Source organism: Fibrobacter sp., from assembly GCA_017503015.1.
Lineage (GTDB): Bacteria > Fibrobacterota > Fibrobacteria > Fibrobacterales > Fibrobacteraceae > Fibrobacter.
In genome coordinates this window covers 20,168-34,501 of the sequence record JAFVTX010000041.1, presented here as the reverse complement: position 1 = coordinate 34,501, position 14,334 = coordinate 20,168, and the positions used below count along the sequence as shown (strand labels likewise).

The window sequence follows — 14,334 nt, the reverse complement described above, 5'->3', positions numbered from 1 at the left end:
CATGAAGTCGGTGTTGAAATTTCTAGCCATCGCTGCGGCATTTCTCCTGGTTGCCTTGGGGGATTCTTCCTCTTTTACCATCCATATCGTAGGTGATTCTACCGTCTGCACCTACAGGGATAATGTCTATCCACAAACCGGATGGGGACAGATTCTCGGTTCTTTTTTTGATGGTTCCCGAGTCAGGGTGAACAATGTGGCTATCGGAGGCCGTAGTTCCAAGACCTTTATTCAAGAAGGTCGATTGGGCGCTTTGAAAAATGATGTCCAAAAAGGGGACTTTCTCTTTGTCCAGTGGGGTCATAACGACCGCTATTTTGGAAATAGCAGCCGCCAGGTGCCTTTTGATTCTTTAGGCTATTGGCTTCAGCAATATGTGGATTCTGCCAAGGCGTGGGGTGCCACACCTGTTTTTGTGACTCCCATGAATATGAACATGGGGGCAAATGGCCGCAACATATTCACGGAATACGACGTAGTCGGCAAGATGCTGGAACTGGCAAAGTCGAACCATATTCCCTATGTGAATCTGAACGCCAAGTCCTATAATTCCTACAGCAAAAACTGGAATCCCGATTATGTTTCCCGTTACCAGTTCAAGATGTTCCTGAAAGGAGAATACCCGAATTATCCAGATGGGGTCACGAACGATGGAACCACTCATTTTCAGGAATCGGGTTCCATTGCACACTGCCAGTGGATTGCAGAGGAACTGGAAAATGCTTTGAACGAGGACTACCTTTCTGGCGAGGCAAAGTCTAGTTTGATGGGACTGGTGTCGGCGTTGAAGCCCCGATACGATTTTACGGTCAAGGCCAATGTTTCTAGCAGCAGTGGCTTGATTACCCACAATCAGAAACTGCCCGGCGGTGCCCCATTTACCTTGCATGTGAGTCCCGGGAGTTTTGGAAAAAAGTTTCAAGGCTGGTACGACGATGATTGCAACCTGCTGACGGCAGATTCTAATTATTACGGAAATAAAACGCTGCACCGTGGGGCGACTTATACGGCCGTCTTTGAGGGCGGCGCGGCGTGCCAGAAGACTGCTCATGGCGAAGAAATGATTCACTCCAGTTCATCTTCTGCAACGGAAAATAGCAGCAGTAGTGCAGCAACCATCGACCCGAAACTCTGCTATACGGGCGAAACAGGCGGTGTCTGGTTGTCGCCTATCGATATGAGCATGCCGGAGGATGGAGAAGGAACTACGGACTCCAACCATGAGGGGTATACGGGTCAAGGATTCTTCAATATTGCAAACGCCGAAGCCTCCAAGGCGGTTTACCGTATCACCTCTGACCAGTCTGCCGAAAGTGCAAGACTCCTTGTAAGGTATTCCAATGGAGGTGCCGTTTCTAGGCCCATGAAAATAACGGTGGACAATTTTACTTACGATGTAGATTTTCCGCCAACTCAGTCTTGGGATACCTGGGATACGGCTTACGTTGAAAATGTGTGGGTGGATGCCCTGGATTTCAGCCTCACCATTGAATCAACAACGTCTGACGGCGGCCCCAATATCGACATGATTGCCTTTGACATGAGGGGCGTTTACCGGACTGGCTGTGCACCGAAGGGCACATCCGCCCTTAAGGGAAAATTTGAAAATCAGAGACATGATGAGGATGAATCTCTGGTTTTGCCTTCTGCCAAATTCAATGCTCTTGGTCAGAAGGTTCGTAGCGCGAACCATCGCCGTCACGAAGTGAACCGAAAGACATTTCTTCGCCGTAATTCTGTAACTCGTTGAGTATCAAATAGATTCTTACTGAGCCCTGTCTGCGTCATTCTCGTCCCGCATCAAGTGCGGGATAAACTCCAGCGAGAATCTTGATGATTCTGTTATCATCACTAGCCCCTAACCCCTAGTTTCTAGGCTCTATTTTACTACATTTGTCCGCGTACAAATCAAGGAGTAGCTAAATGCTCAAATCTACACTGCAACAGACCGATCCGGAAATCTACAACATCATCCAGGAAGAAGCCGAACGCCAGGAATATGGCATCGAACTCATCGCTTCCGAAAACTACACCTCCAAGGCCGTCATGGAAGCCATGGGCTCCGTGCTGACCAACAAGTACAGCGAAGGCTACGTGGGCAAGCGCTACTACGGTGGTAACGAAGTGATCGACAAGATGGAAGCATTGGCCATCGAACGTTGCAAGAAGCTCTTTGGTTGCGACCACGTGAACATCCAGCCGCTGTCCGGTTCTCCGGCCAACGCCGCCGTGTATTTCGCCGTCCTCAAACCGGGCGACAAGGTCCTCGGCCTCAAGCTCGACCACGGTGGACACCTTTCTCACGGCCATCCGGTGAACTTCTCCGGCATGCTCTACAACTTCGTGCAGTACGAAGTCGATAAGGAAACGGGCCGCATCGACATGGACAAGGTTCGCGAAATCGCTCTCCGCGAAAAGCCGAAGATGATCCTCGCCGGTTTCTCTGCCTACAGCCGCAACCTCGACTGGAAGCGCTTCAAGGAAATCGCCGACGAAGTCGGCGCCCTCACCATGGCTGACATTTCTCACGTCGCTGGCCTCATCGCCGGTAAGGCAATCGATTCTCCGGTGCCGTATTTTGACATCGTGACGACCACGACTCACAAGACTCTCCGTGGCCCGCGTTCCGCTATCATCATGTGCAAGGACCGCACCATCCAGAAGATGGTGAAGGGCGAACTCAAGGAAGTTTCTCTCGCTAAGGAAATCGACAAGGGCGTGTTCCCGGGCATGCAGGGTGGTCCGCACGACCACATCAACGCTGGCAAGGCCGTTGCATTCCTCGAAGCTCTGCAGCCGGAATTCCAGACCTACGCCAAGAACGTCATCAAGAACGCTCAGGCCATGGCCGACGAAATGATGAAGCTGGGCTACAAGGTCATCAGCGATGGCACCGACAACCACCTCATCGTGGTGGACATGACCTCCAAGGGCGTTTCCGGTAAGGAAGCCGAAGTGGCTATGGAAAAGGTCGGCATCTCCTGCAGCCGTTCTACCATCCCGTTCGATCCGCGCAAGCCGATGGATCCGTCCGGAGTGCGTCTCGGTACTGCCGCTATCACGACCCGTGGCTTTGACGAGAGTGACACCCGCGAAGTGACCCGCATCATCGACCGCTGCATCAAGGCCAAGGACGACGATGCCGCTCTCGCCAAGATCCGCGAAGAAATCGTGGCTCTCTGCAAGAAGCACCCGCTGTACAAGTAATTTTGCGGTGCAAAATTACTTGTTGGTTCTGAGGGCGGCCTTCGGCCTTTGAGGTTTGAGGTCGCATCCTTTCGGAATGCTTTGAGTAATATAATGGCACCTTCGGTGCGAAAACTAAAGAAAGTGGCTCGCGTTAGGCGGGCCATTTTTCTATAGCAGTTTCTCTACTTCGGCGATAATCCGGTCCCGCTCGCCGCACCAGTTGGGGGCAATCAGCATCTCGCTGGGGCTCTCGCCGCTGAACCGCTCGATGGCGGTATCCTTCCCGATAATCTTGATCATTTCGGCCACGGCGTAGCAGTATTCTTCGAATTCCAGCAGCTTGAACTGCCCCGCGATGTAGTCCTGGGCCATGACTGTTCCGGTCACGATATGCAGCGGGTGGATTTTTACGGCGGCAAGCTTCATATCGCGAATCACTTCGGCGGTATGCTTGAAGTCTATGAGTGTCTCACCAGGAAGCCCGACAATTACGTGGGTGGTCACGGTGAGGCCCGCCCCTTGGCAGCGCTTGACGGCATCGGTCCATTCGGCCAGGGTGTGCCTCCGGTTGATGGCGGCAAGGGTCAGGTCGTTGGCCGTCTGTAACCCGATTTCCACGATGATGGGCTTCTTGCGGTTCAATTCCGCAAGGTGGGCAATCTTTTCGTCTTCCAGGCAGTCCGGCCGGGTGCCTATGGCAAGCCCCGCGATTTCCTTGTGCTTGATGATCGGGTCGATAATTCCCTGCAGTTTTTTCAGAGGCGCATGGGTGTTGGTGTAGGGCTGCAGGTAGGCGAGGATTCCTGCGTTGGGGTACTTTTCCCGGAGTTTTGGCACGAACTTGTCCAACTGCTCCTGGATGGCGACCTGCGCCTGGTCAAAGACAGGACTGAAACTGCGGTTGTTGCAGTAACTGCAGCCCGCAAAACCTTTGGTGCCGTCCAGGTTCGGGCAGCTCATGCCACCGTTCAGGGGGAGCTTCCGCACCTTCAGGTAGTTGGGGAAAAGTTTCAGCAGTAAATCGCGGTAAGGAGTGTAGTGCATGTAATAAAAATTAAGAAAACTTTTTATATTGCAAGCAAACACAAGGAACAAAGTTATGTTTAAGACCTTCAAGAATGTGAGTGTGGCGGTTTGCGCCCTGTCGGCTTTCGCCCTGGCCCAGAATGTGCTGGACAACGGCGACCTGGCCTACGGCGACGGTGGCTGGTATATCTGGAACAACCCCGATGGCCCTGCCAAGTACGAGGGCAAGCTGGGCGAGAAAGGCCTTGGCGTAGATGGCAGCGAAGGCGTGAAGGTCACGGTGACCGAGCTTCCGAACCCCAGTTGGGGCCTGCAGTTGCAGCCGCCCAAGTGGCTTGCCGATTCCACCTACTATACTCTTACCTTCAAGGCCAAGGGTAACATGCCCATCAACGCCATTGTGCAGGGCGGCCCTCCGGACTACCGTCAAAAGGAAAGTGCCTCTTTCTTGCTTACCAACGAATGGAAGACCTATTCCATGGTTTTCCTTGCCGACCAGAAAGGTTACGGCCTGAACAACGTCACTTTCCACGTGGGGCTTGCCAAGGGCTGGATGCAGATGGACGACGTGACCATCGAGGAGGTGGAAGGCCTGGATGACATGAGCTGGTACAACGGTTCTGCCGCCCGTATCGACAGCCTCCGCAAAAAAGATTTTACCCTCAAGGCGGCTCCCGGTGCGCAGGTAAAGGTGGAACTCATGCGTCATGCTTTCCCCTTCGGTACGGCACTTGCGTTGAATGCCAGCAAGGACAGTATCGAGACCTGGTACCGTAAGACCGCCAACAAGTATTTCTGGTATGGCGTTCCCGAGAACCAGTTCAAGTGGCCGGAATACGAGCCCAAGAAAGGGAAGATCCGCCGCGACGAATTCAAGCAGTACCTGGACTACGTGGACGCCTACAAGTGGGGCTTCCGCGCCCACACGCTTATCTGGGGACATCAGGGTTACGGCTATGACAAGCACTTTGGCAACCAGGGCAGCTGCAAGGAAATCGCGGGCAAGATCAAGGACCGCATCACCCGCGACGTTTCGGAATACAAGGGCCGCATCAAGGAATACGACGTGTGGAACGAGGCTTTCCACGAACCCTACATCTTTAACAAGTGCGGCTGGGACCTGCTGGACAGTGCTCACGTGTGGGCCCACCGTGCCGACCCCGATGCTAGACTGTTCATCAACGAATACAACGTGGTGTCCGCCGGCGAAACGGAACGCTTCTACGATTTGGTCAAGGGAATGCTGGACCGGAAAGTCCCCGTGCACGGTATCGGCGTGCAGTGCCACTTTGGCGACCGCCAGCTGAATCCGGCCTTTATCAAGGCCCGCCTGGATAGGCTTGGTTCTCTGGGGCTCCCCATCAAGATTACGGAGCTGGACTTTGGCGACTGGCAGAAAGGCATGTATTTTGGCGAAGAGGAACAGGCCAAGCGCTACGAGATGATTCTGCGCATCGCCTTCAGCCACCCGGCGGTAGAAGGCATTTTGCTGTGGGGCTTCTGGGATGGCCGCCACTGGGTCAAGAACGGCGGTATCGTGGCCATGGATGGTCGCGAAAAGCCTGCCGGCAAGCTGATTTACGACCTGTGGCACAAGGTATGGACCACCAACGGCACGTTCAAGGCTGACGCTGATGGCAACGTGAAGTTCCGCGGTTACCCCGGCAAGTACAAGGTGACGGTCAACGGCAAGAGTGAAATGGTGGAATTGAAATAATGTGGAGTGTGGAATGTGTGATGACTAATTACACACTTCACATCTCACATTACACATTTCTCTAACTAACTTTCCTTATATGAAGAATAAGCTTCCCGGAATCATTTTCCTGTTGGCCATGCCGTGCTCCGTGCTGCTCTTTGTGCAGGTGGAAAAATGGAGCGGCTCCGAAATGGTGGCGCTTCTTTCGGCGGTGCTGTTTTACGTGTTGGTAGCCGTGGTTCTCGGGTTTGTCTTTGGCAGGGGAGGCAAGGATGTCGATAGAAGATAGGTCCACGCTGGTCTTTGCAAGCGGTATCGGCCGCGTCAAGGAAGAAAAGCCCAAGGCAGAACGCCCTCAGGGCGACGGCGTGGTGCGTATCCAGCTCAAGCGGCTAGGTGGCGGCAAGATGGCAAGTGTCGTGACCGGCATCCCCCTGGACGAAGACGACCTGAAGGAACTGGCCCGCACCCTCAAGCAGAAATGCGGGGTAGGCGGCTCGGTGAAGGATTTCAACATCGAAATCCAGGGCGACAAGCGGAATATTCTAAAGGCCGAACTGGAAAAGAAGGGCTATACGGTGAAGCTCGCTGGAGGATGATATATGAGAAAAATTCTTTGCATATTGTTGTTGTTTAGTGTGGTGGGATTTGCCGCAGAGACTGCCGCGGACAATGTTGCAGCCCCGGCTGACTCCGCCGCAACGATGTCTGCTCCCCAGGAGACCTGCGGAGAGTTCAAGTCGGAAATTGTCCACAGGGATAGCCTGATGGCTGTTGCGGACAGTTCCTGCTCGGTGGAAAAGGATTCCCTGCGTGCCGCCCTCAACTCGGAGCAGGCCAAGACCAAGAACTGGGAACAGAGTTACGAGACCATGAAGAAGAGCAACGAGACCTGCGCCCGTGCCCTGAGCGTTTCTATCGAGGCCAACGAGAAGAGCAAGGAAAAGGAAAAACAGTCCAAGAGCCAGGCCGCCATGATGACCAGTTCCTCCTTTATGGGCGGGCTTGCCGTCGGTATGCTCCTTTTCTGGCTGATTTTTGACTAGGGGCGTTGACAAGATGAAACGGGTCCTGCTGATAGCGATGGTTCTTGCCTCTACGGTGGCGGCACAGGTTTTCCAGAAGGGGAACGTGCTTTCGCCTGTGGCGACCCTGCAGATGGCCGCTCCCGAAATTTCCGCCTACATGCCCGAAAAAAAGATGCTCTTTGTGGTGGGCGGCGATAAACTCATAGAAATGGTGAGCTTTGCCGACGAGAAGAACCCCATGGTGGAGAGCCGCCTGCAGCTGGACGGCCCCGCCACCAGCGTGACGGTGTACGGTGACCTGGTGGCTGTTTCCATAACGGCAGAACCCGACCATGGCCTTGGACAAGTGCAACTGTTCCGCTATGCCGAGGGACTGATTCCCGTGGCATCAGCCCAAAGGCTCTGCCACCTGCCCGACATGGTGACCTTTACCCCCGACGGTAGCAGGATTCTCGTGGCCTGCGAAGGTTCGCCCAGCGCGGACTATAACGAAGATCCCGAAGGTGGCGTGGCCATCCTTTCCGTTGAACACGGTGCAAGCCTCAACGATTACAAGCTGGCGCCAAAGGTTCTGGATTTTAAGGGGCTGGATTCTCTTGCGCTACGCAAGAAGGGTGTGCGCAGCCCCGGCCTGCAGGGGTTTGTGCGGTCCCTGGAACCCGAGTACATCACGGTTTCCAAGGATTCCAAGTGGGCCTGGGTGAGCCTGCAAGAAAACAATGCCATGGCGAAGGTAGATATTGCCGCCGAGAAGATTGTGGATGTTTTCCCGCTGGGCTATGTGGACCATTCCAGGCCGGGTTTCGGACTGGATGTCAAGAAAGACGAGAAGGTCAAAATCAAGAACTATCCTATCCGCGGGCTCAGACAACCCGACGGCGTGGCCTCTTTTGCCGTAGGCGGCAAGACCCTGGTGCTCACCGCCAACGAGGGCGCCTCCGTGAATGATTACAAGGCCTGGACCGACGAAGGGACGGTCACTGATCTGCTGGCCGACGAACGCCTGGACCGCACCGTCTTTAACGACGACGTGGCCCCGCACCTGAAAAAGTTCACGGTAAGCCTGCTGGAACGTTGCGACCAGCAAGGGCCCGACGAAGTTCCCGGCGGCAAGTGCCCCTACGTTTACGGTTTCGGCACCCGCTCCGTCAGTCTGTTCGACGGCGAGACCGGCAGGCTCCTGTGGGACAGCGGCGAAGAACTGGAACGGGCCTTCGGAAAACTCGCTCCCGACTATTTCAACTGGAATTCCAAGAAGGACAAGGTCAAGATGGATAGCCGTAGCCCCAAGAAAGGCTGCGAGCCGGAAAACGTGACGGTGGGCGAGGTGAACGGCAAGCGTTACGCCTTCGTGGGGCTGGAACGCTCCAGCGGCATTGCTGTCTTTGACCTCACAGGAGTCGATGCGGCTGCACGAACCGCCCCTAAACTGGTGGACCTTTACTTTGACCCCAAGGACCGCGGCCCCGAAGGCCTGCTGTTTATTCCGGCCGACAAGAGCCCTATTTACGGCCAGGCCCTGCTTGTCGTAGGCTATGAATTCAGCAAGACCCTGACGGTGTACCGGGTAAGATAAATGTGAGATTGGCAATGAGTTGTCAGTCGTCAGTTATGGGTTTTGAGTTATAGCGGAAACAAAATACTTTAAAATTCAGAAGCAATTCGTTACTCGTCTTTCATTACACACTACACATTACTCACCACTCGCGACTCATTACTCACAACTCATAACTCATAACTCATAACTCATAACTCACTCACCTTTTCCGGCCAGGGGTGCTTGGGGTAGCGGCCACGCAGTTCCTTGCGCACTTCGGCGTAGGTGTTCTGCCAGAACCCCGTCAGGTCCCAGGTTTTCTGTATGGTGCGAAAATTCGGTGCCAGAATGTCGTAGCGGACCTTCAGTTTGCTGTCGGCGATTCTGTGTTCGCCCCGCATCTGCATGAAGTCCTCGATGCGGGCTGAAATTTCCACCAGCACTCCCTCGGCGCTCTGCACGGCCTGTCCGCCCAGCGTCTCGTCGGTGGCCACCTCCTGGTAACTGTAACGGGCCCGCTTGCCGTTCGGCAGCACAAAGTGGTCTGGGAAGGTCTTGCCCAGCCAGGCCAGCATGGACTTCCCGAAATATTCCTCCACGATGTTCCTGTAACGGTTCTCGTCGATGTCCTTCAGCAGAAATTTCCCGTCGGTGAACTCGTCGAAAATCAGCTCCATGTCCTCGTCGTTGAATTCCGGCAGGCCGTATTCGGGGTAGAGCTTTGCGGCCAGGCGCATTTTCACCAGCAGGGTCTGCACGGCCTCCGTGAGGTAGCGCCCGCTCCAGTTTTCCTTCTCGATTTTTTCTTTCCAGGCGGCCACGGTGAGCTTTTTCAGTTCGGCGAGAACCTTGTGCGAAGCCTCCTGGGTGAGAATCTCTTTTCGGGAAAGTTCGGTGACGCTTCCGTCGGCGTTTTCCGCCTCGCTGATTTCCAAACCGATGAAACGTTCTTGCCCGCTGCGCCACAGCAGCTCGTATCGCGTCTTTGTATCGTCGCTTTCCAGCAGTTCCTTGCCGATGGCGGCGTACAGGTTCACCTTGAGTTCGGACTTGCTCCCGCCTCCCGCCCGCAGCATGGAAAGGGCCAGAATGGCGTAGGGCGGTTCTGCCACCTGCAGGCGGATGATGTTCTGGTTAGAAAGCTTGTAGGCCGACCCGCTTGGGGTGGCGAGCCTGTCGGGGAACGCCTTGAGGAGCCTTTGGGCGACAAATTTTTTGATAGGGGTGGGGGAGGTCTCCCCCTCGCTTCTGCCGCTCGCGGCATCCGCTACCCCCTCCAGCGGGGCCTCAGTCGCCGGCCCCGCAACGCCCCGCTCCTTAGGCGCTGTCATCCCCGCGCAGGCGGGGATCTCCTTTCCTAAACTCTCCCGGTACTCCCGCAACTGCCTGAGCGTAAAGCTCACTTCTCGCGGAACGTTTACCGCCTTGGAAAGCGTGTCGGCGGCAAGGGTCATCACGTCGTAGGCCACCTTGGACTTTTGCAGGAATTCCGTGCCGGAGTGAATCCAGGCGAGGGCGGCCAGCAACAAGTCCGGAAGTTCCGCCTTGCTCCGGGCAGAAGCCAGCAGCAGTGCGAGGGGAATGCTTGAAACCGGCGTGCGGATGGCCCTGAGGCCAAGTTCCGTAATGGCTCCGTCCTGGAGCATGCCGAAATTATGGAGCATCGCCGTCGCCGTCTTTTCCCGTGCCTCCGGAATTGGGGTCGGCAACTCAATACCCGCGATTCTCTCGTCTCTCGTCTCTCGTCTTTCGTCTAATTCCAGTGCCGCCTTTTGCAGAATCAGTTCCGACGGTTCAATCTGCAGCACCTCGGGCACGATTCCCCTGGGCATCCGCTTTTCGGATTCCTCGCTCCAGAGTCGGATGGCGCAGCCGTTTTGCGTACGGCCGCTGCGGCCGCTTCTCTGGATGGCGTTCTGCATGGAGATGGGCAGCGTACGGAGTACGTTCACCTTCTCGCTGTCGTCGTAGAGGCTCACCCGTTCAATACCGCTGTCCACCACGCCCGTCACATTGGGCACTGTGATGGAGGTTTCGGCGATGTTGGTGGTAAAAATGACGCGGGGCCGTTCCGTGACTTCGAAAATTCGGTCCTGGGTTTCCCGGTCCTGTCCGCCGTACAGTTCCAGGAATTCTGCGCAGTTGTTGCCCAGCGTTTCGGCGGCGGCGCTGTGGCAGCGGGCGATTTCGGCCTTGCCTGGGAGGAATACCAGGGTGGTCTGCCAGATGCCATTGCGGTAGAGCGTCTTGAGCGCCCGCACCACTTCGGCGTCAAGGCCAACTCCCGAAACCAGGGAGGTTCCTGTGGCGGGCGTCTGGTTGATAATCTGCACGGGGTACAGCGGATGGCCGAGGCTCAGGCACTTGACGCCGAGAACCGCTTCCAGTTCGTCGCGGTTCAGCGCCGCCGACATGACAGCGACACGAGTCGCTGTCATCCCCGGCTTGACCGGGGATCTCCTGTTCATAAAATACCCGAACAGCAGGTCCATATCCGCCTTGCGCTCGTGGTATTCGTCAAACACTACCCAGTCGGCGTCCAGCTTGCCGTGCAGAAGTTCCTGCAGAAAGTTTCCGTAGGTCTGGAACAGAATCCGCGTGTCTGCGCTCTTGCAGCTTTCTTGCCGGAACTGGTAACCGACGGTCTTGCCGCAGGGCTCGCCGTGGAGCTTTGCAGAAAACTGGGCGAGGGCGAGGGCCGCAATCCGACGGGGCTGCAACACCACGACGCGGCCCTTGCAGTGCTTGCTCAAGAAGTAGGGGATAAACAGGGACTTGCCCGAGCCCGTAGGAGCTTCAATCAGCAAGTCGCGGGACTCTTTGAGAGCCGCGGTGAGCTTGCTTTCTTCTTCGGCTAATGCGAGGTCGTTGTATGTCATCACGGGGTTTTAGGGGTGCCCCCTAGGCGCCGGGGTAGCTGGAGCCACTTGGAGATCCCCGCCTGCGCGAGGATGACATGGGGCAGAAGCGAGGGGGAGACTTCCCCCTTACCTCGGGTATTTCAGTTTTTCGCCGGTGGCGTGGTCTATGTAGGGCGGCTTGCCTTCGCGGAACTTCTGGTTGATGACCAGGTTTTCGATACGGCGGCGGAGCCCCTGTTCGGTCTTGCAGAAGAAATAGACCACCTTGTTGGTGCCGGGAACCAGGAACATGGCCAGCTTGTACTTTTGGCGCACGGCGCGGCGGAAGAACATCATGTCTTCTTTCTTGGGAATCACCAGGTTGCTGCCTTCCTTGGTTTCGCAAATCATGTCGGCATCGGCTAGCAGCGCCTTGGACTTTTGCTTGAGGGCGGCGAAGTTGGGTTCGGTGTTCTTGCGGATGGTTTCGAGGCTGAACGCTCCGCCACCTTCCTTGAGGGCCTTGCGGAGTCCGCGAAAAGCGAACACGGCAAGAACGATGACCACCAGGGTGACAATATAGGGCCAGTAATTGGCGAGAAAATCTAACATAAAAACCTCAAAAAGCGGAATTTGACGTCACAAATATAGCAAAATAGGCCCGGCCTTTAGCCAAAGGCTTTGTCGGGACTAGTCGTTCTTCTAAAACGGGTATACGTTTTGTTTTCCGGCGAGGCGTGCGGCACAGGCACTTGCTTCTTTCTGTATATCTTCTTCGCCGTCTACATGGCCGCCACGCATCACGAATCGTCCGTTGCATAGCACGGAATCAATACATCTGGAGTCCGCCGAATAGACCCAGTTGCTGATCAGGTCAAAACAGGGCACCATCCGTTCGTTGTCGAGCCGGACCAATATTCCATCGGCGAGCTTGCCTTCGGCGATAACCCCTGCGTCAATGCCGTTTACCTGGGCCACGTTGACGCTCGCCATCTTCAGGGCTTCCGAAGCAGGGAGCGTTTCTGCCTCGCCCTGGACTTTCGCCAGGAGAGCGGCAAGCTTCATCTCTTCGTGCATGTCCAGGTTGTTGTTGGAGGAATCTCCGTCCGTACCAAGACCTAGGGGAATTCGTCGATCCATCATCTTGACAATGGAAGGAATGCCGCTAGAAAGCTTCAGGTTCGAATTGGGGTTCAATATAGCCGACGCTCCGGACTGGGCAAAGACATCCATGTCCTTTTCAGAAAAATGGACGCAATGGGCCGCCTGCACGCGACTGTTCAGGCATCCGAGCCGTTGCAAGTATTCTACGGGAGTGCAGCCGTGCTGTTCAAAGCAATCCCGGACTTCTTTCTCCGTTTCGGACAAATGGATATGTAGCGGGTAGTTTTCCTTTTCGGCCATTTCCATGCTGCGCCGCAGGTATTGTTCGCTTACGATGTAGATGGAATGGGGCATTACGGCAAGCTTTACCCGTTCCGATTCGCCGGTATGCTTTGCCAAAAAATCAAAATTCGCCTTGAGGCCTTCTGGAGAAACCAACACGTCGGAAATGGTGACACCGATGCTTGCCCGGATTCCCATCTCTTCTACAACCTTCATGGTCTGTTCACGGTGCCAGTACATGTCCGAAAAGAATACCGTGCCGGACTTGATCATCTCCAGCACTGCAAGGCGGCTCCCGATTTCGATGTCCCTGTCCGTAAGCTTCGCCTCGAAGGGCCAAATGTACTCGTTCAGCCACTTGGAAAGTTCCATATCGTCGGCGTAACCCCGCAAAAGGCTCATGGCCGCATGGGTGTGGCCGTTGTAAAAAGCGGGCACCAGGGCTAAGTTCTTGCAGTCGATGATTTCAGCGCCATTCGCCATTTCGGGCGTAGATACATCCACAATCTTGGAGAAAACATTCCCGTCAATCAAAACATCCTTGCGGGCAGGTGATTCGCCTGCATTTTGCATCAATACGGACTTGAGAAGAATTTTTCCCATAGTCTCCCCTCCAAGTTTTCCGGCGGACTTGCCTAAAGACTTCCCGTAGCTTCCAGAATCAGGTATACCAAGTACGAAGCGTAGAACGCCAAGAAGACAGCACCTTCAATGCGGTTGATGCGCCCGGTACGGACGCCGTTCACCTTGCGGACAGGAAGCCCAAACAGGAGCAGCAGAACCGTAAGGAGCGTCATCAGGGGCATGTCTCGATACAAAATCCCGGGCGACACGGCATCCATGGGGTCGATGACGGCTGCAATACCCACCACCATCAAGGTGTTGAACAGGTTGGATCCTACGATGTTTCCTAAGGCGAGATCGGATTCGCCCTTGCGGGCTGCAACAATGGAACTTGCCAGTTCAGGAAGCGACGTGCCTACGGCAACGATGGTAAGGCCAATCAACAGGTCGCTTACGCCCAAGGTACGGGCAATTTCAACCGCTCCCCAGACCAGCAGGCGTGAACTTGCCACCAGCAGGGCAAGGCCGAACAGAAGCCAGAAAAGGGATTTCCACAGAGGAACAGAAGTTTCGTTCGATTCTTCTACCTCGACTTCTGACTGCGTTTTTTTCTCGTGTATTTCGCTTGCGATATTAATGACCATGGCCATGGCGAAAACGGCAAGCAGGATAACGCCGTCCATCCTGGACACGGACAAATTAGACACCAAAAACATGGAGAAAGCCGAAACCGCCAGTAAAATGGGCAAATCCCGCTTGAGGGCGATTTTCTTAACAGCCACCGGACGAATCACCGCTGTAAAGCCCAAGATCAGGGCTATGTTCGCGATGTTGCTTCCGTAGGCGTTGCCCAGGGCAAGTTCTGGATTGTGCTGTGCGGCCGAAAGGGCTGACACCACCATCTCCGGGGCGGAGGTTCCGAAGCCAACCACCACCATGCCAATGAGAAGGGTAGACATGCCCATGAACTTGGCGACACCCACGGCACCGTCAACAAACTTGTCTGCGCTCCAGACCAGGAACGAAAGACCTACAAGAACAGCAACTACAGGAAGGAGCATCTAG

At 55.2% G+C, this 14,334-nt stretch carries 12 protein-coding genes; 7 read left to right on the top strand and 5 right to left on the bottom strand.

The annotated features are described in order from the left end of the window. Position 1: 1 nt before the first annotated feature. Together IKB43_07470 and IKB43_07465 are read left to right on the top strand one after the other, a co-directional pair. On the top strand, positions 2–1,750 hold the full coding sequence (locus tag IKB43_07470) for a GDSL family lipase (protein ID MBR2469975.1): 1,749 nt from the start codon (positions 2–4) through the stop codon (positions 1,748–1,750). A gap of 173 nt (positions 1,751–1,923) precedes the next feature. After that, positions 1,924–3,207 carry a serine hydroxymethyltransferase gene (locus IKB43_07465; GenBank protein MBR2469974.1) on the top strand — a complete coding sequence of 428 codons (1,284 nt, stop codon included), beginning with the start codon at positions 1,924–1,926 and terminating at the stop codon, positions 3,205–3,207. 150 nt (positions 3,208–3,357) lie between these two features. On the opposite strand, the gene IKB43_07460 is transcribed toward IKB43_07465, so the two are convergent. Further along, positions 3,358–4,233, bottom strand: coding sequence for a TIGR01212 family radical SAM protein (locus tag IKB43_07460; GenBank protein MBR2469973.1), 876 nt, complete (start codon positions 4,231–4,233; stop codon positions 3,358–3,360). 55 nt (positions 4,234–4,288) lie between these two features. On the opposite strand from IKB43_07460, the gene IKB43_07455 reads away from it, so the two are divergent. From IKB43_07455 to IKB43_07435, 5 genes are all read left to right on the top strand, one after another. Further along, positions 4,289–5,932: an endo-1,4-beta-xylanase gene (locus IKB43_07455; GenBank protein MBR2469972.1), complete on the top strand. Its 1,644-nt coding sequence runs from the start codon at positions 4,289–4,291 to the stop codon at positions 5,930–5,932. Positions 5,933–6,011: 79 nt separating this feature from the next. Next, positions 6,012–6,203, top strand: a complete 192-nt coding sequence (locus tag IKB43_07450; GenBank protein ID MBR2469971.1) for a hypothetical protein — start codon at positions 6,012–6,014, stop codon at positions 6,201–6,203. Continuing rightward, the gene (locus tag IKB43_07445) at positions 6,187–6,513 is read left to right on the top strand and encodes a stress response translation initiation inhibitor YciH (protein MBR2469970.1); all 327 of its coding nucleotides are present in this window, start codon (positions 6,187–6,189) and stop codon (positions 6,511–6,513) included. Before IKB43_07450 ends, IKB43_07445 begins: the two co-directional genes overlap by 17 nt. A 3-nt stretch (positions 6,514–6,516) precedes the next feature. Next, complete coding sequence (locus IKB43_07440; protein MBR2469969.1) at positions 6,517–6,960, top strand: hypothetical protein; 444 nt, start codon at positions 6,517–6,519, stop codon at positions 6,958–6,960. Positions 6,961–6,973: 13 nt separating this feature from the next. Beyond that, the gene (locus tag IKB43_07435; protein MBR2469968.1) at positions 6,974–8,518 is read left to right on the top strand and encodes a choice-of-anchor I family protein; all 1,545 of its coding nucleotides are present in this window, start codon (positions 6,974–6,976) and stop codon (positions 8,516–8,518) included. A gap of 170 nt (positions 8,519–8,688) precedes the next feature. Here the strand turns inward: IKB43_07435 and IKB43_07430 are convergent, their stop codons facing one another. The 4 genes from IKB43_07430 to IKB43_07415 form a co-directional block, all read right to left on the bottom strand. Beyond that, positions 8,689–11,358, bottom strand: a complete 2,670-nt coding sequence (locus IKB43_07430) for a DEAD/DEAH box helicase (GenBank protein ID MBR2469967.1) — start codon at positions 11,356–11,358, stop codon at positions 8,689–8,691. Positions 11,359–11,466: 108 nt separating this feature from the next. Then, complete coding sequence (locus tag IKB43_07425; protein ID MBR2469966.1) at positions 11,467–11,931, bottom strand: hypothetical protein; 465 nt, start codon at positions 11,929–11,931, stop codon at positions 11,467–11,469. A gap of 90 nt (positions 11,932–12,021) precedes the next feature. Then, positions 12,022–13,308, bottom strand: a complete 1,287-nt coding sequence (locus IKB43_07420; protein ID MBR2469965.1) for an amidohydrolase — start codon at positions 13,306–13,308, stop codon at positions 12,022–12,024. A 32-nt stretch (positions 13,309–13,340) separates the two neighbouring features. Beyond that, complete coding sequence (locus IKB43_07415; protein ID MBR2469964.1) at positions 13,341–14,330, bottom strand: calcium/sodium antiporter; 990 nt, start codon at positions 14,328–14,330, stop codon at positions 13,341–13,343. Positions 14,331–14,334: the final 4 nt, after the last annotated feature.